The sequence below is a fragment of the Enterobacter cloacae complex sp. FDA-CDC-AR_0132 genome (genome assembly GCF_003010695.1).
GTDB lineage: Bacteria > Pseudomonadota > Gammaproteobacteria > Enterobacterales > Enterobacteriaceae > Enterobacter > Enterobacter ludwigii.
Genome location: NZ_CP027618.1, coordinates 1,113,960 through 1,134,806 on the forward strand (window position 1 = coordinate 1,113,960; position 20,847 = coordinate 1,134,806).

The 20,847-nt window shown below is 54.1% G+C and carries 19 protein-coding genes; 8 read left to right on the forward strand and 11 right to left on the reverse strand.

All coding sequences use genetic code 11. The annotated features are described in order from the left end of the window. Positions 1-8: 8 nt before the first annotated feature. The 3 genes from rpsI to zapE form a co-directional block, all read right to left on the reverse strand. On the reverse strand, positions 9-401 hold the full coding sequence (gene rpsI, locus AM379_RS05385) for a 30S ribosomal protein S9 (protein WP_003860436.1): 393 nt from the start codon (positions 399-401) through the stop codon (positions 9-11). 15 nt (positions 402-416) lie between these two features. Continuing rightward, positions 417-845, reverse strand: coding sequence for a 50S ribosomal protein L13 (rplM, locus tag AM379_RS05390; RefSeq protein WP_003860434.1), 429 nt, complete (start codon positions 843-845; stop codon positions 417-419). 289 nt (positions 846-1,134) lie between these two features. Then, positions 1,135-2,259 (reverse strand): cell division protein ZapE, encoded by a 1,125-nt coding sequence (zapE, locus tag AM379_RS05395; protein WP_106503527.1) that lies wholly within the window; start codon positions 2,257-2,259, stop codon positions 1,135-1,137. Positions 2,260-2,448: 189 nt separating this feature from the next. Between zapE and zapG the strand changes: the two genes are divergently transcribed. The 3 genes from zapG (at position 2,449) to degS (ending at position 5,544) form a co-directional block, all read left to right on the forward strand. Beyond that, on the forward strand, positions 2,449-2,847 hold the full coding sequence (zapG, locus tag AM379_RS05400) for a Z-ring associated protein ZapG (protein WP_014171843.1): 399 nt from the start codon (positions 2,449-2,451) through the stop codon (positions 2,845-2,847). 169 nt (positions 2,848-3,016) lie between these two features. Beyond that, positions 3,017-4,384 (forward strand): serine endoprotease DegQ, encoded by a 1,368-nt coding sequence (gene degQ / locus AM379_RS05405; RefSeq protein ID WP_106503528.1) that lies wholly within the window; start codon positions 3,017-3,019, stop codon positions 4,382-4,384. A 92-nt stretch (positions 4,385-4,476) separates the two neighbouring features. After that, on the forward strand, positions 4,477-5,544 hold the full coding sequence (gene degS, locus AM379_RS05410) for an outer membrane-stress sensor serine endopeptidase DegS (RefSeq protein ID WP_020883511.1): 1,068 nt from the start codon (positions 4,477-4,479) through the stop codon (positions 5,542-5,544). Between the two features lie 83 nt (positions 5,545-5,627). Here degS and mdh read toward each other — a convergent pair whose 3' ends face one another. After that, positions 5,628-6,566: a malate dehydrogenase gene (gene mdh / locus AM379_RS05415; RefSeq protein ID WP_032679066.1), complete on the reverse strand. Its 939-nt coding sequence runs from the start codon at positions 6,564-6,566 to the stop codon at positions 5,628-5,630. 397 nt (positions 6,567-6,963) lie between these two features. On the opposite strand from mdh, the gene argR reads away from it, so the two are divergent. The 3 genes from argR to yhcN (AM379_RS05430) all read left to right on the forward strand — a co-directional run bounded on the left by argR (position 6,964) and on the right by yhcN (AM379_RS05430) (position 8,453). Then, positions 6,964-7,434, forward strand: a complete 471-nt coding sequence (gene argR, locus AM379_RS05420; RefSeq protein WP_014171847.1) for a transcriptional regulator ArgR — start codon at positions 6,964-6,966, stop codon at positions 7,432-7,434. 378 nt (positions 7,435-7,812) lie between these two features. Next, on the forward strand, positions 7,813-8,076 hold the full coding sequence (gene yhcN / locus AM379_RS05425) for a peroxide/acid stress response protein YhcN (RefSeq protein WP_014171848.1): 264 nt from the start codon (positions 7,813-7,815) through the stop codon (positions 8,074-8,076). A gap of 110 nt (positions 8,077-8,186) precedes the next feature. After that, on the forward strand, positions 8,187-8,453 hold the full coding sequence (gene yhcN, locus AM379_RS05430) for a peroxide/acid stress response protein YhcN (protein WP_014171849.1): 267 nt from the start codon (positions 8,187-8,189) through the stop codon (positions 8,451-8,453). Positions 8,454-8,520: 67 nt separating this feature from the next. Here the strand turns inward: yhcN (AM379_RS05430) and AM379_RS05435 are convergent, their stop codons facing one another. The 5 genes from AM379_RS05435 to aaeX all read right to left on the reverse strand — a co-directional run bounded on the left by AM379_RS05435 (position 8,521) and on the right by aaeX (position 13,499). Continuing rightward, positions 8,521-8,793, reverse strand: a complete 273-nt coding sequence (locus AM379_RS05435) for a barstar family protein (RefSeq protein WP_014171850.1) — start codon at positions 8,791-8,793, stop codon at positions 8,521-8,523. Between the two features lie 45 nt (positions 8,794-8,838). Then, entirely contained in the window at positions 8,839-10,293 is a 1,455-nt protein-coding gene (locus AM379_RS05440) for an NAD-dependent succinate-semialdehyde dehydrogenase (protein ID WP_032679068.1), read from the reverse strand. Positions 10,294-10,382: 89 nt separating this feature from the next. Continuing rightward, the gene (gene aaeB / locus AM379_RS05445; RefSeq protein WP_014171852.1) at positions 10,383-12,350 is read right to left on the reverse strand and encodes a p-hydroxybenzoic acid efflux pump subunit AaeB; all 1,968 of its coding nucleotides are present in this window, start codon (positions 12,348-12,350) and stop codon (positions 10,383-10,385) included. Positions 12,351-12,355: 5 nt separating this feature from the next. Next, a complete protein-coding gene (aaeA, locus tag AM379_RS05450) occupies positions 12,356-13,288 on the reverse strand; it encodes a p-hydroxybenzoic acid efflux pump subunit AaeA (protein ID WP_020883509.1) in 933 nt (310 codons plus the stop codon). 7 nt (positions 13,289-13,295) lie between these two features. Beyond that, complete coding sequence (aaeX, locus tag AM379_RS05455) at positions 13,296-13,499, reverse strand: p-hydroxybenzoic acid efflux pump operon protein AaeX (RefSeq protein WP_003860416.1); 204 nt, start codon at positions 13,497-13,499, stop codon at positions 13,296-13,298. A 179-nt stretch (positions 13,500-13,678) separates the two neighbouring features. On the opposite strand from aaeX, the gene aaeR reads away from it, so the two are divergent. Both aaeR and AM379_RS05465 read left to right on the forward strand, forming a co-directional pair. Next, positions 13,679-14,605 (forward strand): HTH-type transcriptional activator AaeR, encoded by a 927-nt coding sequence (gene aaeR, locus AM379_RS05460; protein WP_014171854.1) that lies wholly within the window; start codon positions 13,679-13,681, stop codon positions 14,603-14,605. Positions 14,606-14,823: 218 nt separating this feature from the next. Next, entirely contained in the window at positions 14,824-15,438 is a 615-nt protein-coding gene (locus AM379_RS05465) for a YagU family protein (RefSeq protein WP_020883508.1), read from the forward strand. 50 nt (positions 15,439-15,488) lie between these two features. On the opposite strand, the gene tldD is transcribed toward AM379_RS05465, so the two are convergent. Together tldD and yhdP are read right to left on the reverse strand one after the other, a co-directional pair. Further along, the gene (gene tldD, locus AM379_RS05470) at positions 15,489-16,934 is read right to left on the reverse strand and encodes a metalloprotease TldD (RefSeq protein WP_014171856.1); all 1,446 of its coding nucleotides are present in this window, start codon (positions 16,932-16,934) and stop codon (positions 15,489-15,491) included. Positions 16,935-17,018: 84 nt separating this feature from the next. After that, complete coding sequence (yhdP, locus tag AM379_RS05475) at positions 17,019-20,819, reverse strand: AsmA2 domain-containing protein YhdP (protein ID WP_032679069.1); 3,801 nt, start codon at positions 20,817-20,819, stop codon at positions 17,019-17,021. Between the last annotated feature and the right edge of the window lie 28 nt (positions 20,820-20,847).

Here is a 20,847-nt window from a genome sequence, read left to right on the forward strand (position 1 = left end):
GAAAAGGATTAACGTTTGGAGAACTGTGGACGACGACGTGCTTTACGCAGACCCACTTTCTTACGTTCAACCTGACGAGCGTCACGAGTAACGAAGCCAGCTTTACGCAGTTCAGAACGCAGGGATTCGTCGTACTCCATCAGAGCGCGGGTGATACCGTGACGGATCGCACCTGCCTGACCGGAGATACCACCACCTTTAACGGTGATGTACAGATCCAGTTTTTCTACCATATCAACCAGTTCCAGCGGCTGGCGAACTACCATGCGGGCAGTTTCACGACCGAAGTACTGTTCCAGAGAACGTTGGTTGATTACGATTTTACCACTGCCCGGTTTGATGAACACGCGAGCTGCGGAACTTTTGCGGCGACCAGTGCCGTAGTATTGATTTTCAGCCATTGCCTATAATCCCGATTAGATGTCAAGAACTTGCGGTTGCTGTGCCGCGTGGTTGTGCTCGTTACCTGCGTAAACTTTCAGTTTACGGAACATAGCACGACCCAGCGGGCCTTTTGGCAGCATGCCTTTAACCGCGATTTCAATCACACGCTCAGGACGGCGAGCAATCATCTCTTCAAAGGTCGCTTCTTTGATACCACCGATGTGGCCAGTGTGATGGTAGTACATTTTGTCTGTACGCTTGTTGCCGGTTACAGCAACTTTATCTGCGTTCAGAACGATGATGTAATCACCCGTATCAACGTGCGGAGTGTATTCCGCTTTATGCTTACCGCGCAGGCGACGAGCCAGTTCAGTAGCCAGACGGCCCAGAGTTTTACCGGTCGCGTCAACAACATACCAGTCGCGCTGAACGGTTTCTGGTTTAGCTGTAAAAGTTTTCATTAAAAGCTTACCCAAATAATAAGTTACACGTTGGTGAACACCCAAACGTTTAGTCAGTTGAGGTTCACACGACAAAGTCCGGCAAACCTACCCCTTCGAATAGCTAATGCCGACACATAGAAAGTTTCGGGAAAAAAACCTTCTCGTAACGTGGGGTCGCAAGATTATAGAGAAGTTGAGGTCAAAGATCGACCCTTAAATGTGATTCGAGGCGGGTTTTTCGGGGGTAAGGTTTTTGCGGTCTGCCGCCCTCACCCCCAGCCCCTCTTCCACAGGGAGAAGGTCGCATTTATGGCATATGCTGAAGCTTAAGATACTCCTCGCTTTGCATCTCCTGCAGGCGCGACAGACAGCGCTGGAACTCAAACTTCAGCCGCTCGCCTTTATACACCTCATATAAAGGTACCTCGGCGCTGACCACAAGCTTCACGTGACGCTCATAGAACTCATCGACCAGCGCAATGAAGCGGCGCGCTTCGCTTTCCATCAGCGGCGTCATGACCGGCACGTTGAGCAGCATCACGGTATGGAACAAACGCGAGAGCGCGATGTAGTCATGCTGGCTGCGGGCATCCACACAGAGCGTTGCAAAGGAGACGGCCAGGGTTTGATTTTCGACACCCAGGGTTTGCAGCGGGCGATGGTTAATCTCGAGCTCAGGGGCATGAGCCCGTTTTGCCCCCGCCAGCGCCAGCCACAGTTTATCCATCTGCTGCGTGGTCTCATCGTTTAAGGGAGAGAGCCACAGATGCGCCTGAGTTAAGGTACGCAGGCGGTAATCCACCCCGGCATCAACATTCATGATGTCGCAGTGCTGTTTGATGGCATCAATAGCGGGCAGGAAACGCGCGCGCTGCAGGCCATTGCGGTAAAGCTCATCCGGCGGGATATTCGAGGTCGCCACCAGCGTTATCCCGCGCGCGAACAGCGCTTTCATCAGGCCACCCAGCAGCATGGCGTCGGTAATATCGGAGACAAAAAACTCGTCAAAACAGAGTATGTCCGTTTCCGCCTTGAACCTGTCGGCCACAATCTCCAGCGGATCGCTTTTGCCCTGCAGTGCCGTCAGCTCTTCATGAACCCGCAGCATAAAGCGGTGGAAATGCAGACGCTGCTTACGGGTACCCGGCAGGCTCAGATAAAAGAGGTCCATCAGCCAGGTTTTCCCGCGCCCGACGCCGCCCCACATATACAAACCGCGCACCGGCGCATGAGTCTGTGGCTCTTTTTTTCCGAGCAACCGCCCCAGAGCCGCCTTCAACCCACCGGTCTGTTCACCCTCTGCAGGTTTTGCCGTGAGCTCCTGATAAATCGTATCCAGACGATTCACCGCTTCACGCTGAACGTCATCCGGCTGATGTGTACCCTCATTTAGGGCAAGTTGGTATCGCGATGCAGGGGACAGGTTTTGCATAAACGTATTGTTATTCCTTCAAATAATACTCACCAGCAGACGTGACTGATGAAAAAAAGGCCGTTCTACACTACGCGATGATACGTCAGGATTCCACTTCTGCGGAAATAGCGGTTATAGTGGCAATATCAGGCACAGGCAGGAGCCGAGCCAACACCCTACGGAACAACAAGACAACGGGAGAAGTTCATGACCTGGGAATATGCGCTAATCGGTTTAGTCGTCGGCATCGTCATTGGTGCTGTGGCCATGCGTTTCGGTAATCGCAAATTGCGTCAGCAGCAGTCACTGCAGTACGAACTGGAAAAGAACAAAGCCGAACTGGAAGAGTATCGTGAAGAGCTGGTCAGCCACTTTGCCCGTAGCGCCGAGCTGCTGGACAACATGGCGACCGACTATCGTCAGCTCTATCAACATATGGCAAAAAGCTCCAGCAGCCTGCTGCCAGAAATGACCGCGGAATCCAATCCATTCCGTAACCGTCTGGCCGACTCTGAAGCCGGTAACGATCAGGCCCCTGTTCAGATGCCACGCGACTATTCCGATGGCGCGTCTGGCCTGCTGCGCGGCGGTGCAAAACGCGATTAATCGCACAACCTGAATTTATTTTACGGGCGCTGCAACTGCGCCCGTCCTTTCTTCATGACCCCAGCTATTATTGATTAAGCACTTCATTGTTCAGCGGTTTAAAATTCAATAACATCAACGTGTTTTAGGGCCGTTTTTCCTTTATTCCAGGTTACGAGAGTCAGCATCGATGAAGAAAAAAAACCAGCTGTTGAGCGCTATAGCGTTAAGTGTCGGGTTATCTCTCTCGGCGTCCTTCCCTGCATCTGCCGCCCTGCCTTCCCAGGTACCCGGCCAGGCGGCAATTCCAAGCCTTGCGCCAATGCTGGAAAAAGTTCTGCCTGCGGTAGTGAGCGTGAAGGTAGAAGGCACGGCATTACAAAATCAACGCGTACCTGAAGAACTGAAAAAATATTTTGGCGATGAGTCGCCCGACCAGCAGGCGCAGCCTTTTGAAGGTCTGGGTTCTGGCGTCATTATTGATGCGGCCAAAGGTTATATTCTGACCAACAATCATGTTATCAGTCAGGCAGATAAAATCAGCGTACAGCTCAACGATGGGCGTGAGTTTGAGGCCAAACTGATTGGCGGCGATGACCAGAGCGACATCGCACTGCTGCAGGTGCAAAACCCGAGCAATCTGACTCAAATTGCCATTGCGGACTCCGATAAACTGCGTGTTGGTGATTTTGCCGTCGCCGTGGGGAATCCGTTTGGTTTAGGGCAAACCGCTACCTCCGGGATAATCTCGGCGCTGGGTCGCAGCGGTCTGAATCTGGAAGGCCTGGAAAACTTTATCCAGACCGACGCCTCAATTAACCGCGGGAACTCCGGAGGGGCATTGCTCAATCTCAACGGCGAGCTGATTGGGATTAACACCGCTATCCTGGCGCCGGGCGGCGGCAGTATCGGCATCGGTTTTGCTATCCCCAGCAATATGGCCAAAACGCTGGCGCAGCAGCTCATTCAGTTCGGTGAGGTCAAACGCGGGCTGTTGGGCATCAAAGGGATGGAGATGAGCGCTGACATCGCGAAAGCGTTCAACATCAATGTGCAGCGCGGTGCGTTTGTCAGTGAAGTGCTGCCAAACTCCGGCTCGGCAAAAGCTGGCGTGAAGTCGGGCGATGTGATTGTCAGCCTGAACGATAAACCGCTGAGCAGCTTTGCGGAACTGCGCTCGCGTATTGCCACCACCGAACCGGGTGCCAAAGTGAAGTTAGGCCTGATTCGTGATGGTAAGCCGCTGGATGTCGAAGTGACGCTTGATAAGAGCACCTCATCCTCTGCCAGCGCGGAGCTTATCGCCCCGGCGCTGCAAGGGGCAACGCTGAGCGATGGACAGCTGAAAGACGGGACGAAAGGGATTAGTGTCGATACCGTCGAGAAGAGCAGCCCTGCCGCGCAGGCCGGACTGCATCAGGATGATGTGATCATCGGCGTGAACCGCAATCGCGTGCAATCCATCGCAGAACTGCGCAAGGTGCTGGAAAGCAAACCGGCGGTCATTGCCCTGCAGGTTATGCGCGGCAACGAGTCTATCTATATTCTGTTGCGCTAAGCATTTGCGATTCCGGACATCACCGCTGCGTGTGATGTCCGGATAACTCATGTTATGCTGCAAATCGTTCCTTTATTAACGACACGCGCATCATGCTTTTAAAGCTCTTTCGTTCAATTGTCATCGGTTTGATTGTTGCCGGCCTGCTGCTGGTCGTCATGCCGTCTTTACGCCAGTTCAATAAGCTGTCGGCGCCTCAGTTCGACAGTGCGGATGAAACGCCTGCGACCTACAACCAGGCCGTTCGCCGTGCCGCGCCTGCCGTGGTTAACGTTTATAACCGTGGCCTCAATAGCTCAGCCCATAACCAGCTGGAGATCCGCACTCTCGGCTCCGGGGTAATTATGGACGAGCGCGGCTACATCATTACCAACAAACACGTGATTAACGATGCCGACCAGATCATCGTTGCCCTGCAGGATGGCCGCGTGTTTGAGGCCCTGCTGGTGGGCTCGGATAGCCTGACTGACCTGGCTGTTTTGAAGATCAACGCCACGGGCGGTTTACCGGTTATTCCTATCAACCGTAAACGAACCCCTCATATTGGCGACGTCGTGCTGGCTATCGGTAACCCTTATAACCTGGGCCAGACGATCACGCAGGGGATTATCAGCGCCACCGGTCGCATTGGCCTCAACCCGTCGGGACGGCAGAACTTCCTGCAAACCGATGCGTCCATCAACCACGGTAACTCCGGCGGTGCGCTGGTCAACTCGCTGGGCGAACTGATGGGTATCAATACCCTCTCGTTCGATAAGAGCAATGACGGTGAGACGCCGGAAGGGATTGGGTTCGCCATTCCATTCCAGCTGGCGACCAAGATCATGGATAAGCTGATCCGCGATGGCCGTGTGATCCGCGGTTATATTGGTATTGGCGGTCGTGAAATTGCGCCTATGCATTCGCAGGGCGGCGGTATCGATCAGATTCAGGGCATCGTGGTCAACGAAGTGTCGCCTGGCGGCCCGGCGGCTAACGCGGGAATTCAGGTTAATGATGTCATCGTGTCGGTCAACGGCACACCAGCGGTATCGGCGCTGGAGACCATGGATCAGGTTGCGGAGATCCGTCCTGGCTCTATCATCCCGGTTGAAGTCATGCGTAACGATAAGAAGCTGACGCTGCAGGTGACGATTCAGGAATACCCGGCCACCAACTGACAGGCATAAAAAAACGGAGCGCATTGCTCCGTTTTTTTTGCCGGGCGGCATGACGGCTTACCCGGCCTGTGGGGATATCCGTTTTACTTGTTAACGAACTCTTCGCCCAGAGTGATATCTTTCTTCAGCGTATCCAGCATGCCTTCCATCGCGTTCTTTTCAAACGCGCTCAGCTTGCCAATCGGCTGATGTTCTTCGATACCGTTTTTACCCAGCAGCAACGGCTGAGAGAAGAAACGAGCGTGTTCGCCGTCGCCTTCAACATACGCGCATTCAACAACGCCTTTCTCGCCCTGCAGTGCACGAACCAGTGACAGACCAAAACGTGCCGCCGCCTGGCCCATAGACAGGGTTGCAGAACCGCCACCCGCCTTCGCTTCCACCACTTCGGTGCCCGCGTTCTGGATGCGTTTGGTCAGGTCAGCCACTTCCTGCTCGGTGAAGCTAACACCAGGGATCTGCGACAGCAGAGGCAGAATGGTGACACCAGAGTGACCGCCGATAACCGGCACTTCAACTTCTGAAGGCTGTTTACCTTTCAGTTCAGCCACGAAGGTGTTGGAACGGATGATGTCCAGCGTGGTCACGCCGAACAGTTTGTTCTTATCGTAAACACCGGCTTTTTTCAGCACTTCTGCCGCGATAGCGACCGTGGTGTTCACCGGGTTAGTGATGATACCAATGCACGCTTTCGGGCAGGTTTCAGCAATCTGCTGCACCAGGTTTTTCACAATACCCGCGTTGACGTTGAACAGGTCTGAACGATCCATGCCTGGCTTACGCGCCACGCCAGCGGAGATCAGCACCACGTCCGCGCCCTGCAGGGCAGGACGAGCATCTTCACCGGAGAAGCCTTTGATTTTCACAGCTGTCGGGATGTGGCTCAGGTCAACCGCCACACCTGGGGTTACCGGAGCAATATCGTACAGGGAGAGTTCTGAGCCTGAAGGCAGTTGGGTTTTCAGTAGTAGGGCAAGCGCCTGGCCGATACCACCAGCAGCGCCGAGGACTGCGACTTTCATCCTAAACTCCTTATTATGGTTAACTTAAGTATCTGTAACTCCGTTGCGGCGACCATAATTCAGCAGGTAATTAATTACAATTTTCGTCACTAAATAATTTGAGGTCGCGCGACTTTATCTCTCACCAGAAGGCTATCTGACGACAGACGACAACGAATTAAGAGGGGGTTACAATACACCCTGCCACGCCACCAAAACAACATCATTTTGATAACATTTAATTTACTTTTAAGCTTATTTGCTTGCCGTGACCCAGGCATGTTTTCTGATAACGAAATCTGATAAAATCACTCCCTTTCATAACATTATTTCAGCCTAACCGCTGGCAGATAATTTGCATAAAAATTCATCCACGTGCATAATAATGTTGTTTCTTTCGTCATATTCCGGGTGACTTATGCGAAGCTCGTCTAAGCAAGAAGATTTAGTGAAGGCGTTTAAAGCGCTACTCAAAGAAGAGATATTCAGTTCTCAGGGAGAAATTGTTCAGGCTTTACAGGAACAAGGCTTCGATAACATCAACCAGTCGAAAGTCTCCCGCATGTTAACCAAATTTGGTGCGGTACGTACGCGTAACGCCAAAATGGAGATGGTCTACTGCCTGCCTGCAGAACTTGGCGTGCCAACCACCTCCAGCCCGTTGAAGAATCTGGTTCTCGATATCGATTACAACGATGCCGTTGTCGTGATCCATACCAGCCCGGGCGCTGCACAGTTGATTGCACGTATGCTGGACTCGCTGGGTAAGCCCAAAGGCATCCTTGGGACGATTGCGGGTGACGATACCATCTTCACTACCCCCGCCAATGGCTTCTCAGTGAAAGATCTCTACGAAGCGATTCTGGACCTGTTCGAGCAGGAACTCTGATTACCCTCCCCGTGGCGTCCTGCTGCGGGGATCATTCTGCTTCTGCCGCGTTTACCCCTGTTTTATCCCGCCCTTTACTTTAACAAATAGTGCTTTTTACCGCCCATTAACATTCATTTGGTGAATGATAAATCAAAAAATCGCACAAAAAATCAAAATCTGATATCCATATGATTTTCTTAGATATACAGCCACCCCACTGAACAATAAACGTACAATTTTATGCCATTAGGTTATAAAAAACAGGTTAGTTAATACGTAATAACAACAGAAACAATTAGTCTGGTATTAATTTTTACCGTTATTAGTGTATACTTGATTTTGTGATGAGGGTCACGAAACAAAGACCCCACTAAAAATTCGACGAGGTAAAGAATCATGAAAATCAAAACTACTGTAGCGGCGCTCAGCGTCCTGTCTGTCCTGTCATTCGGTGCTTTCGCCGCTGACGCTATCAATGCCGAGCAGGCACAATCCCGCCAGGCAATCGGTACGGTTTCCGTCGGCGCAATCGGCACGTCTCCAATGGACATGCATGAGATGCTGAACAAAAAAGCGGAAGAACAAGGTGCGTCATCTTATCGCATCATTGAAGCGCGTTCAGGTGACCACTGGCACGCAACCGCTGAGCTGTACAAATAAGTTTTAGTAATAACTGAAGACCAAAATCTCTACTCAACGGCACCAGGCATAAAAATAGCAGTTCAACCCTTCTCGCCGTTGAGCAAAAACCCTATTCAGGAGCAAAAACTATGAAAACCAAATTCATCATCGCAACCCTCGGTCTGGCATCCGTTCTCTCTTTCGGCGCAAGTGCCGCCGTACAGCAAGTGAATGCTGACCAGGCGCAGAATCTGCAGTCTATGGGGAGTGTGTCTGTGACGTCCGTTACCGGCTCTCCAATGGATATCCGTCAGGCACTGGCCGCTAAAGCTGAAAAAGCAGGCGCCAGCAGCTATCGCGTCACCGAGCTGAACCAGGGTGACCACTGGCATGCAACGGCTCAACTGTATAAATAAACCCTCGTCGTATCTCATCATACGACTTGCCCCTGGCCTTCTGGTCAGGGGCTTTTTTATGGCTTGATCAATGGCGCGCGTTGAAACGTAGCTGCCCTTCCAGCTCTTCTTCCGCTTCATCAAACAGCAAAATGAGTGCGCCAAACCGTCTGCGCAACTTTTCAGGCAGATGGATAAACTCAATTTCCAGCGGTAACGGCAGCAGGCTGCCGGTCACCACGTCCCACAGCGTGTCCAGATTGGTGACGCTTTCCCGTTCAAGATCAAACACCCGGATAAATTCACGATAGAAGTCATCCTGACTGTCGATCTCGTCAAAATCAAAGGTATAGGTTTTCATTGCCAGTCACCCAGTCCAGGCGAGCGGCCTGCGCCGCCCTGATTATTATAATCCCCCAATATGCAGGGTTTTGACTTCCAGATACTCTTCCAGCCCGAGCACGGACCCTTCACGCCCAAGGCCAGACTCTTTTACCCCACCAAACGGCCCCAGCTCTGTGGAGACGGCACATTCGTTAATTCCTATCATCCCGCTTTCGATGGCCTGCGACACGCGGAAGACACGTGCCAGATTTTGGGTATAGAAGTAAGCCGCCAGGCCATATGGCGTGTTGTTGGCACGCTGGATAACCTCATCTTCCGAGGTAAAACGGAAGCAGGCCGCAACCGGGCCAAACGTCTCTTCTTCAGCCAGTTTCATGCCTTCATGGCAATCGCCCAGGACAGTCGGCATCCAGAAATTGCCGCCAAGCGAATGGGGTTTACCGCCCGCCACAACGGTCGCACCCCGGGCCACGGCATCTTCAACGTGTTCACGCACCTTATCGACGGCGGAGGATTCGATCAGCGGCCCCACGATGACGCCCTCTTCCAGACCATTCCCGACCTTCAGGGCCTTCACCGCATCGGCAAGCTTATTCACAAATTTGTCGTAGACGGTTTCCTGGATATAGAAACGGTTAACGCTGACGCAGACCTGGCCGGCATTGCGGAATTTATTGGCGATAGCCCCTTTAACGGCAGCCTCAATATCCGCATCTTCAAAGACGATATACGGCGCATTGCCTCCCAGCTCCATCGACACTTTCTTCATGGTTTCTGCGGCGTTACGCACCAGTGTTTTGCCGACGGAAGTCGAGCCGGTAAAGGAGATTTTCCGCACCTCATGGCTCGCCATAATCGCGTCACTGATCTCATGCGTATTCCCGGCTACGGCGTTGAGTACCCCATCCGGTACGCCGGCCTGTTTTGCCAGCGTAAGCAGCGCGAAGGCGCTGAGAGGTGTGTTATTTGCCGGTTTGATTACCCCGGTACACCCTGCTGCCAGCGCCGGACCTAATTTACGGGTGAGCATGGCCATCGGGAAGTTCCATGGCGTAATCGCCGCAACCACGCCGATGGGCTCGCGGGTCGCCAGGATGCGGGAACCCGGTTTGATCGGTGGAATAATTTCGCCGTTCGCGCGCTTGGCCTCTTCGGCGAACCACTGGATAAAACTCGCGGCGTATTCCACCTCGCCTTCCGCTTCTTTCAGGGGCTTGCCCTGTTCGGTGGTCATTAAACGCCCGAGCCAGCTTTTGTTCTCAATGATCAGTTCGTACCAGCGGTAGAGAATTGCCGAACGCTCTTTCGCGGTTTTGGCGCGCCATGCAGGGAAAGCTTTGGCCGCCGCGGCAATGGCGTCTTCGGTTTCTGCTTTGCCGGCTTTGGCTACTCTGGCGATAACCTCACCGGTAGCCGGGTTCAGCACATCAAACGTCGTATCCAGCGTTTTCCATATGCCGTTGACCAGATAACCGGTCTGAAAAAGGTGATTATCCTGAAGCGCCTGGGTTGTCATGTGTCCTCCCTTCCTGAATGTAAGAGCATGCTGGAATAAGTATAGCCACAAAAAAACCGACGCTTTTGGCGTCGGCTTTTTTACTTCAGTCAGTTATCCGTAAGGGCGTTCTGATAGCGATGCAGCATAAACACCAGCCGTCCTACCGGCTCTGTCACCTGAGGCGGTGCTTCCCAGACTTTCAGCTTCTCCTGGTAGATATCCAGCTCTTCAAGCAGTTGCTTAAAGTAACGACGTCGTTTGTCATCGCTGGAGGCAGAAAGCACGTGGTCGGCCGTCCGACGCAGCTGGCGGTGGAAAGCCGACAGATCGTCATTGATGGGCACGGGGGCATTACGCAAACGCTGGTGCGCGATAATCATGGTCAAGGCCAGACGGAACTTGGCGATGTCACCCGGGAACTTGTTCAGCAGTAAAAACAGCTGCTGATAGAGCGCCGGCAGGTGGTTCTCTTTGCGACGCGCGGTATTGGTGGTCATGGACGACACGGCAGCCGAGACAAACTGATTCAACAGCACGCGGCCCGTCCGTGCCTGAGAGTTATCCCGCACCAGCAGAATGACCATCATCGCCAGGAAACAGCCCACCAGCTGACCTAAGGCGCTGTCTAAGAACTGGCTGAAATGGAAGGTCATCGGGTTATCCAGCACAATGATGTTAATCGTACTGGCCAGGGCACCCAATGAACCCAGCCGACGTTTTTGTACTTCGATTCCGATAAAGAACGCCATCACCGCAAGGCTAATACAGAGCAGTAACATGCTCTGCTGGGTCGAGGGAATGATCACCAGAAAATAGAACGCGCCAATCGGCAGTGCAGCAATTGTGCCGAACAGGAAATCAATGGCCACCATGCGCGGATTCGGAAGACGCATCGCCAACGCGGTAACGACGGCGATCATCACCATCGCGCCGCTGCCGGAGGTCCAGCCGGTCCACAGCCAGAACAGCGTGCCGAGCATACAGGCAAGCGTTGTACGCCAGAAGTTAACCATTGCGTGATGGCGTTCGGCGGATTCTGCCTTGATCACCACTTCACCCTGCAGCACCTCTTCTTCTACCGCGCTGATTTTGGTGTTACTGATCACACCGCGTTTCAGCAACAGGTAGCGCGTCGCGGCCCCGACCCAGGTATAGATCGTCACTGGCGTATCACGATCCCCGGTCCAGGCAATGACCCGGCGCATGCGTTTAAGCTGTTTGTGTACGTCCTGCACGGTTTCCACCGGCTCAGCAAACAGCTCGCGGAAGGTATCGGTTACCGCGTCCGGGCGGGTGTTTTGGATCAGATAGGTTTCACACGCCTGGGTAATCAGCGTTAAGGAGACGGTGTTGATGGCTTTAAGGCGGCGGTTGGCACGGGCCCAGCGCGAAGACTCCATGTTCAGGTTGCTGCGCATCCCTTCCAGCGCCGTGGTGCGGCGCACCAGAGCGCTCCAGGCTTTATCTACCTCTTCGCTGTCACCATGCTTAATACAGAGCTGCATCAACTGATACTGGGCAACAATCAGCGCATCCAGTTCACGATCCACTTCCTGCTTAATGGAGCGAGGAGAGAAAAGCAGGTCAGCGACAATGGCACTGACAATACCGATGACAATCTCACTGCAGCGCTCTACGGCAAACTGTGGGGCAAGCAGCGGTTCGCTTTGAATGGTGATGATAATAATCAGCGCGGTATAACCGGCCAGCCCCCAGGCGTAGGAGTTCTCCACCTTCACCAGTGACGAGAGCCAGGTGCAGAAGCCCGCCCAGATACAGCACACCATCAGCATCAGCAGCGGCGTGCGGATCATCAATATGATGATGGTCAGTGCGGCGAAACAACCGATAAATGTCCCAATGATGCGCAGCATCCCACGGTAGCGGATCGCTCCGGAGTAAGGTTCCCCGCCCGCAGCAAAGGCAGGCCCTGCCGCGACAATCGCTGCCGTCAGTACGGCCCAGCGGGGGGTTTCCAGCTGAAAGTGGAAGCCGACAAACAGCGCCAGCACAATGGCACACGCCAGCTTAACGGCGAAGCGAATGTGCTGGCTGGCGATGGAAAAGATACCCATAACGATTAACCAAACTCGCGCAGGCGATGGGCAATTTTACGGAAGATGGAGTCCTGGCTGGCGTCACGGTCTTTTTCACCGGTGATCACCACCGTCGCTGTGGTCCCGGCAGGCCACAGATTGCCCTGCTGTTCATCCAGGTGGATACGCACCGGCACACGCTGGGCCAGACGTACCCATTCCAGGTTGGAATCCACCGTCGCCATCCCTTTAGTATCGTTAGAGCTGCTGGAGTTAGTGACCCCCGCGGCTACGCTGTCGACGGTGCCTTTCAGCACACGATTGCTGCCAAGCGGCGTAATTTCAGCCCGGAACCCCGGACGCACGCCTTCCAGTTTGGTCTCTTCCATATAAGCGAGCACGTAGAAGGAGTTCTGTTTAACCAGCGCCACGGCGGTTGAGCCGCGGGTGATAAACTCCCCGGCATAAACATTCAGGTTGGTGATCCAGCCATCGGCTGGTGCACGGATCACGGTGCGCTCAAGATCGAGCCGGGCAAGATCGCGTGTCGCTTGCGCTTTGGCCAGCTGATGCAGCACGGTTTGCAGGACGTTATTGGACTGGTCAATCTCTTCGCGGGACATCGCCTGAACACCCAGTTGGTTACGGCGACCTGCCTCACGGCGTTTCTCGGAAGCCAGCGCCTGATAATAGGCCACATCCGCTTCGGCTTCTTCTAACGCTTTCTGATAACGCGGCTGGTCGATGGTGAACAGTACCTGATCTTTTTTCACCAGCTGGTTATCGTGGACATTGACCGCAGTGATGAGACCCGCCACGTCGGGGGCGATTGCCACGACATCGGCGCTAAAGCGCGCATCACGCGTCCACGGTGATTCAGTGTAATAGACCCAGGCGCGGAAAATAGCGATGAACGCGAGGATAACGAGCGCCATGGTGATGGCAGTGCGGGAGATTTTTCTTGTTAGCGTTTTCACATCAACCTCAGACAAACATGCGCGATATCAGGTAAAACAGGCAGCAATACAGCGCGGTATTGAACAATGCAGGATGCCAGACAAAATCGTAGATCCCGGTGGGGACCAGCACCTTGCGCACCAGCCAGAAAATCGCCAGTGATAAAAGAAGCTCGAAAAATATCGGTGGGAACGACAAACCGAACACCACGATAACGGGAAACAGACTCATGTTGACCTTGATTAGAGAGAGTGCAGGCTTCAGACTTTTTTAGCGCACGCCACCGCAGGAGAGCAAGAAACGCCGGGCGAGAATGGCGCAGCCGTTATGTAATTAATAATATATTAACGTAACTGTTATGCTGTTATCTATAATATGTGATCTAAATCACTTTTAAGTCAGAGTTAACAATGGAACGTCTAAAACGGATGTCGGTCTTTGCCAAAGTGGTTGAACTTGGCTCTTTTACCGCCGCTGCACGTCAGCTTCAGATGAGCGTCTCTTCCATCAGCCAGACCGTGTCCAAACTGGAAGATGAGCTGCAGGTCAAGCTACTCAACCGTAGCACCCGCAGCATTGGGCTGACGGAAGCGGGTAAGATTTACTATCAGGGTTGTCGCCGCATGCTGCTCGAAGTGCAGGATGTGCACGAACAACTTTACGCCTTCAACAACACGCCTATCGGTACGCTGCGCATCGGTTGTTCTTCAACTATGGCACAAAATGTTCTCGCCGCCATGACCGCTGACATGCTGAAAGAGTACCCGGGATTAACCGTCAATCTGGTCACGGGCATTCCCGCCCCGGACTTGATTGCCGACGGGCTGGACGTGGTGATCCGCGTGGGGGCATTGCAGGACTCCAGCCTCTTCTCCCGGCGGCTGGGCAGTATGCCAATGGTGGTCTGCGCCTCGAAAAGCTATCTGGCTCAGTACGGGGTGCCGGAGAAACCCGCCGATCTCACCAACCACTCCTGGCTGGAGTACAGCGTTCGCCCCGACAATGAATTTGAGCTGATTGCCCCGGAAGGGATTTCCACCAGACTGCTGCCGGAAGGACGGTTCGTCACCAACGATCCGATGACCATCTCGCGCTGGCTGGTGGCCGGCGCCGGGATCGCGTATGTGCCGTTAATGTGGGTGATCAACGAGATCAACAGCGGTGTACTGGAGATCCTCTTCCCGCGCTATCAGTCCGATCCGCGTCCGGTGTACGCGTTGTACACCGAGAAAGACAAACTGCCGCTCAAGGTTCAGGTGTGCATAAACTATCTGACCGAGTATTTTGTGGACGTGGCGGAGTTGTTTCAGGGAATGCGCGAAAGACGAAAGGAATAACCTTTAATTTCCGAAATGTATATTTGTGATGAATATTCCAGGATGATACAGACCGTCATTCAGGAATATTCCTTCACCCCTGCCAGGAATAGCGAATTGACACTGCCGCCATCTGCGCCTTACCTTATAAACAGTCTGACAGTCAGGCTGTTATTAATTTGTTACCGATATGAATAATAAAATGTATTTCTCAGGATGACGTTAAACAAGGAAAAGAAATGAATATATTTGAACAAACACCGCCTTCACGCAGGCGCTATGGACTCGCCGCGTTCATTGGTTTGATTGCAGGGATTGTCTCCGCCTTCGTAAAATGGGGAGCAGAGGTGCCGCTTCCGCCGCGAAGCCCTACCGATTTATTCACCAGCGCATGCGGACCGGAGCAATTAATAAGAGCCGCAGGTCAGATTGATTGTTCCCGCAATTTTTTAAATCCTCCTTATGTATTTTTACGCGACTGGCTGGGCATTGCTGACCCTAACGCCGCGGTTTATACCTTTGCCGGACATATATTTAACGCGGTCGGCGTAACACATATTATTTTCTCTATCGTCTTTGCTGTAGGGTATTGTGTAGTTGCTGAAGTCTTCCCAAAAATTAAACTCTGGCAAGGTTTACTGGCGGGTGCGTTAGCACAGCTTTTTGTTCACATGATCTCCTTCCCGCTGATGGGGCTGACACCCCCGCTGTTCGAACTGCCCTGGTACGAACACGTCTCAGAGATCGTGGGGCATTTGATCTGGTTCTGGTCGATTGAAATAATTCGTCGTGACCTACGTAACCGCATCACGCACGAGCCCGACCCGGAAATCCCGCTGGGTAACGCACGTTAAAAAAAATGGCGCGACTTTTACAGTCGCGCCATTTTTCAGATTGGTTCAGGTCAGGCGGTGCCGCCCACCGTCAGGTTATCCACTTTCAGCGTTGGCTGACCGACGCCAACCGGCAGGCTCTGGCCCTCTTTACCGCAGACACCAACGCCGTTATCCAGTTTCAGATCGTTACCGACCATGGAGATCTGCTGCATGGCTTCAATACCGGAGCCAATCAGGGTCGCCCCCTTCACCGCTTTGGTCACTTTGCCTTTCTCAATCAGATACGCTTCTGAAGTGGAGAAGACGAACTTACCGGAGGTGATATCTACCTGACCGCCACCAAAGTTTGGCGCGAAGATGCCGTAATCAACGGACTCGATGATCTCCTGCGGTGTGGATTTACCCGGCAACATGTAAGTGTTCGTCATACGCGGCATCGGCAGATGCGCGTAGGATTCACGACGGCCGTTGCCCGTTGGCGCAACGCCCATCAGACGCGCGTTGAGTTTGTCCTGCATGTAGCCTTTCAGTACGCCATTTTCGATCAGCACGTTGTACTGCCCGGGCGTACCTTCATCGTCGATTGAAATCGAGCCACGGCGATCCTGCATCGTGCCGTCATCAACCACGGTACAGAGTTCAGATGAGACGCGTTGTCCCATCTGGCCGCTGAATACGGAGGTGCCGCGACGGTTAAAATCGCCTTCCAGACCGTGGCCCACCGCTTCGTGCAGCAGCACACCAGGCCAGCCTGCGCCAAGTACCACCGGCAATGTACCGGCGGGTGCCGCCACGGCAGACAGGTTCACCAGCGCCATGCGCACGGCTTCTTTTGCCCACGCGTCAGCGCGTGCTTCACCGTCAACATCGCCCAGGAACCAGTCATAACCAAAACGACCGCCGCCACCGCTTGAACCGCGCTCACGTTTACCGTCGTCTTCAACCTGCACGCTGACAGAAAGACGTACCAGCGGACGCACATCCGCTGCCAGCGTGCCGTCTGTCGCCGCGACCAGGATCAGTTCATAGACACCGCTCAGGCTGGCAGAAACTTCCTGCACGCGTTTATCCGCAGCGCGTGCGACTTTATCCACGCGACGCAGGATATCCAGTTTCTCTTCACGGCTCATGCTCTGCAGGGGATCGATACTGGTATAGAGCGCAGAGTGCTGCACTTCACCCAGCGTCTTCACGCGACCGTCACCGGTTTCGCGCACGATAGTCCGCGCAGCCAGCGCGCTCTGCTCTAGTGCGGCCAGGCTAATCTGGTCGGCATAAGCAAAACCGGTTTTCTCGCCGCTGACGGCACGTACACCGACACCCTGGTCAATGTTATAAGAGCCATCTTTAATGATGCTGTCTTCTAAAACCCAGGATTCGTGATAGCTCGACTGGAAATAGAGATCGCCGTAGTCGAGACGGCGTTCGGTCAGTTGACCAAGAATGGAGAACAGGTCCTGATGGCTCAGGCCGTTCGCTGCGAGCAAATGTTCACTTACCAGGTTCAGACTCATCGTATTGCTACTCGTTCGTTGCCGCCCGTGGCGGTATATAAATCGTATTTATTGAGAGTGAGGCAATTACCTGCCCACGTCAAATCATTGCTGTGCATCTTTGCGCGGCTGGCGCAGCACTTCATTAATCTGCGGTTTATCCACCGGCCCGGTGATGCGATAGCGCAGAATAGAGACTTTGCTCCACAGCGGCCCCAGCACTTTACTGGCGGCAAACACCGCCGCACCGACAATCGGGTTCACCACAAAAGCCGCCGCCACGCCGACGGTGGCAGAAATTTCAGGTGCCACCACCGCTTCCATATCCAGTTCGCGGCGCACGAGGTTGACCGAGCCTTTCATCGCAATATCCGCTTCCAGGCCGTCCACCAGCGTATCGTCGGTATGCAGCACCCCGTCTTTGATCCATGCCGTACTGCGGATGGAGTCGTAATAGAAACCTTCGCTGAAGGTATCGCTAAAGTCGAAACGCAGCTTACGCAGCAGGGCATCAAAGCTCAACAGACGCAGTATCTGGCCCGCATGCCCGGTACTCACATCGGCAATCTCACCCTTGCCAAAGCGGGTTTTCAGAATGCCGTTCAGTGAGGCTTCATCCGGCGTCCACGGTGCCGCACGCCAGTGGAGATCGTAATTCACGTCAAATGATGACCCCCGCAGCGGCGTGCTGATGCCAAAGAAGTTAGCCACGGAATCCAGTTTATTGCCCTTGATGTCGCCCTTCAAAGAGGTTCGCTGCTCGCCCGGGTTATTAACCCACTCCCCGGCGGCCCTCAGACGGCCAAAGCCGGTGTCGATAAGTCCGCCCGCAAGGCTCAGCGTATTCCCCTTAATGGCGAAATCGCCGTCAATACGGCCATACTTTTGACCCCAAAGCCAGCACTCAGCACAGCGTAGCTGGAGATCGGGCCAGCCGCTGAAGTCGATACGGGTTGGGTTATTCAACGGCGCCGTATTTGACGGATGATCTTTTCCGCTCGCGGTGGCCGGGTTGTAGTAAAGATAGCGAATCGCCGCCTGCCACGGCGCGTTGTCGCGCATGGTCAGCGTGCCATTGATCTCGCGGCCCTGGGCTTCGACTTTTGACCCGTTCGCCGTCGGCTGTGAAACAATGCTCAGGTTATTCCACTGCTGTCCACCCAGCATCAGCGACGGCGTACGAACAGTAATGCTCTGCGGGAACTGGGCAGCCTCATCAACGTTTTGGCCGACGCCCTTCTGGAACAGGGCCAGCCACTCGGCCCCGTCCATTGGCGGCAGATTAAGCTCAATGCCGGTGTGATCGGGCAGCGGCGGCGTGGTGCGGCTGTCCGTCGTCCAGATGGCTCTGTCGAGCGTGAGCTTACGATTAAGCAGCCAGCGGCTGTTGAAATGGTTTTTCTCACCCGCACTGCCGGTCAGCGCGAAGCTGTTAAGATTGCCATCGACGTTAACCTTTATTGGCAGCGGTTGACCGGACGATTTATCCAGCGGTGCAGGCAACTGGCTCTGAATGTTTTTCAGATCGCCGGTGATATCAACTTTATAGCGCGCACCGGCGTGATAAGGCAGTTCAATTGCCACCTTGCCATTCCAGGAGACTGCACCGTTAACGGACTCCTCAATCGGCTTCGGCAGAACATCCATGCGCGATGGCTGCCAGTTGCCGTCCAGGTTGACGGCTACCTGATAAGCTTTCTCGCCCTCGGTGGTCGAGAAATCAATATTCACAGGCTGATTAAACCAGCTGGCCGTGAGCGGCTCGCTCTTCAGATTACCGTTCTCAAAGCTAAACTGCCCGCTGAGGTTCTTCAGGGTGCTTTCAAGCGGCTTAATATACAGGCTGTTGTTATTGAGACGGACATCGCCTTTGGCGGTGGTCATTTCACCGTCGAGCGGGATATCAAGATGTAAGCGAGCACTCACATCGCCATCCAGCTGCAGCTGCTGAAGGGTGGCTGCCAGTGACTCTTTCAGCGGCGTGTCTTCAAAATAGGGGCCGACCGCTTTCCCGGGGCCGTTAATGTCGGCATCGATCAAAAGCTTCTCTTTTGAGTAATCCGGAATGTTTGCCGTCAGGTTACTGGCCGTTACGCCGCCCAGCGCCACATTGTCTGCCTTCATCCATAATCCGTCATTGATAAAATTAAGTTCAATGTCGAGATTTTTCAGCGCAGGCCAGCCCGGCTGGAAGGCAAAGGTGGCATTGTGCAGCGGCACCAGCACCTGGAATTGACCTTCATTGTGCTTGTACGGGAAAAGATGCGGATTACCGCCATAGACCAGGGTGGCATTATCCGCCTGGCCGCCCTGGATCGCGCCGCTCAGATAGTCCACCAGCGCTTTGCCCATCAGGTTCTCGGGGAAGTAGCGCCAGGCCTGAGAACCGTCGTTAGTGCTGATCCCGGCCAGAATACCCAGCCATGGCTCTTCACCTTCAGGCTGCAGATAGCGGAAATCGCCACGCGCATGCACCGCTTTGGCTTTCACATCGATATGGCGCCCATCCAGCTGGAAGCCTTTATCGTTACGCAGCCAGTTGAGCACCGCATTGCCTTGTTCAATTTCCAGCGGCGCACGGAAGACCGTTTCGTAAGGCATTCTGGCGTCATGCATATCGACCGTTAACCTGCCGTTCTCAACGCTCCCTTCCAGCTTACCGCTGAAGTTTTCCGCCCCCGGTAACATCTTCCACTGCTTCCAGGCCAGACCTTTCCATGCGGCCTGAAAACGGGTCTTTTCCGTGGCCTGAAGCGGGATATCCAGCGCCAGTGAATCTATCTTTCCGCTTGGCTGCGTTGCCAGCCAGATCTCCCCCAGGTCCGGAGAGAGCTTGGCGGCCATCGAGCGCAGACCTTCTATTGCGGCCAGATCAAGGTTGCTGGCGCGAATACGCAGCTCGTCACTGCGTTTGCTGGTCGCCCCACCGACATCCTGTTCCGGCATCCAGGCCAGCGTCAGAGCACCGCGCGGCCAGGGTTTGTTATCCATGGTGATGCGTGTGTCCGGAATGGCAAACTGCCAGCCCTCTCTCTCTTTCGTCACGTGCGCGGTGAGGTTATCGACCGAAAGTTGATGCTGCTGTTTTTCGCCCTTCCAGCTTGCGCCCCCCTGCTTAAGCCAGATATCGCCGCTGGCAAATACCCCTTTCGTCAGGGTCATCCAGCCTTCAAGGCTAAAACGGGCGGTTTCCAGCTGCATATTTTGCTGTAACCAGTCGCCGAGCCACGGCTTAACATCCACGTCGTCGGCCTGCAGCCATACCTTGCCGTTATTTAACAAACCGTCGTCGTCGCGCAGATCCATACGAACCTGCATCACGCCGTGCTGGCCGTTCAGGCTGGAGAGATTCACCTGTCCTTCCGCGCGATGGCGTTCTTTGCCGTTGAGCCAGGTCAGCTGTGGGATCGCCAGTTCAGCGCGCTGCCCGGAGAGGGTAATAAAGCTCACTTCGCTGTCGCGCAGATCGAAATGATCGAACTGACGCAGGAAGAGATCGCTGAAGCGGTTGGTTTCAAGGCTCTGATTGCTATCGCCGCCGGACAGCGGGGTATTGGTCAGAAACTGAAGCTGATAAAAGGTGAGATCGCGGAACTGCCAGCGAAAATGGAGCAGGCTTTGCCAGACATCCAGCGCCAGGGTGACGCGTTTGATTTTCAGATAGCCGCCATCTTTCAGGCTGGCATTGATATCCCGGACATCAAGCGTCGGACCAAAATTCTGCCAGCTGGCGCTTATCTGGCTCACGTCCACCGGGACACCGGTGGTGGATTCGATTTTTGCCAGCAGCTGCGGACGCCAGCTGTCCAGATGCGGTAAAACGAGGCGCAGCCCGCTCACGAGCAACGCGACAATCACGACCAGCGTTGCCCCTGTAAGCAATAAAATCCCCGGCAATCGCCTCACTCATCTCTCCTTGTCAGCTTTGGTCACG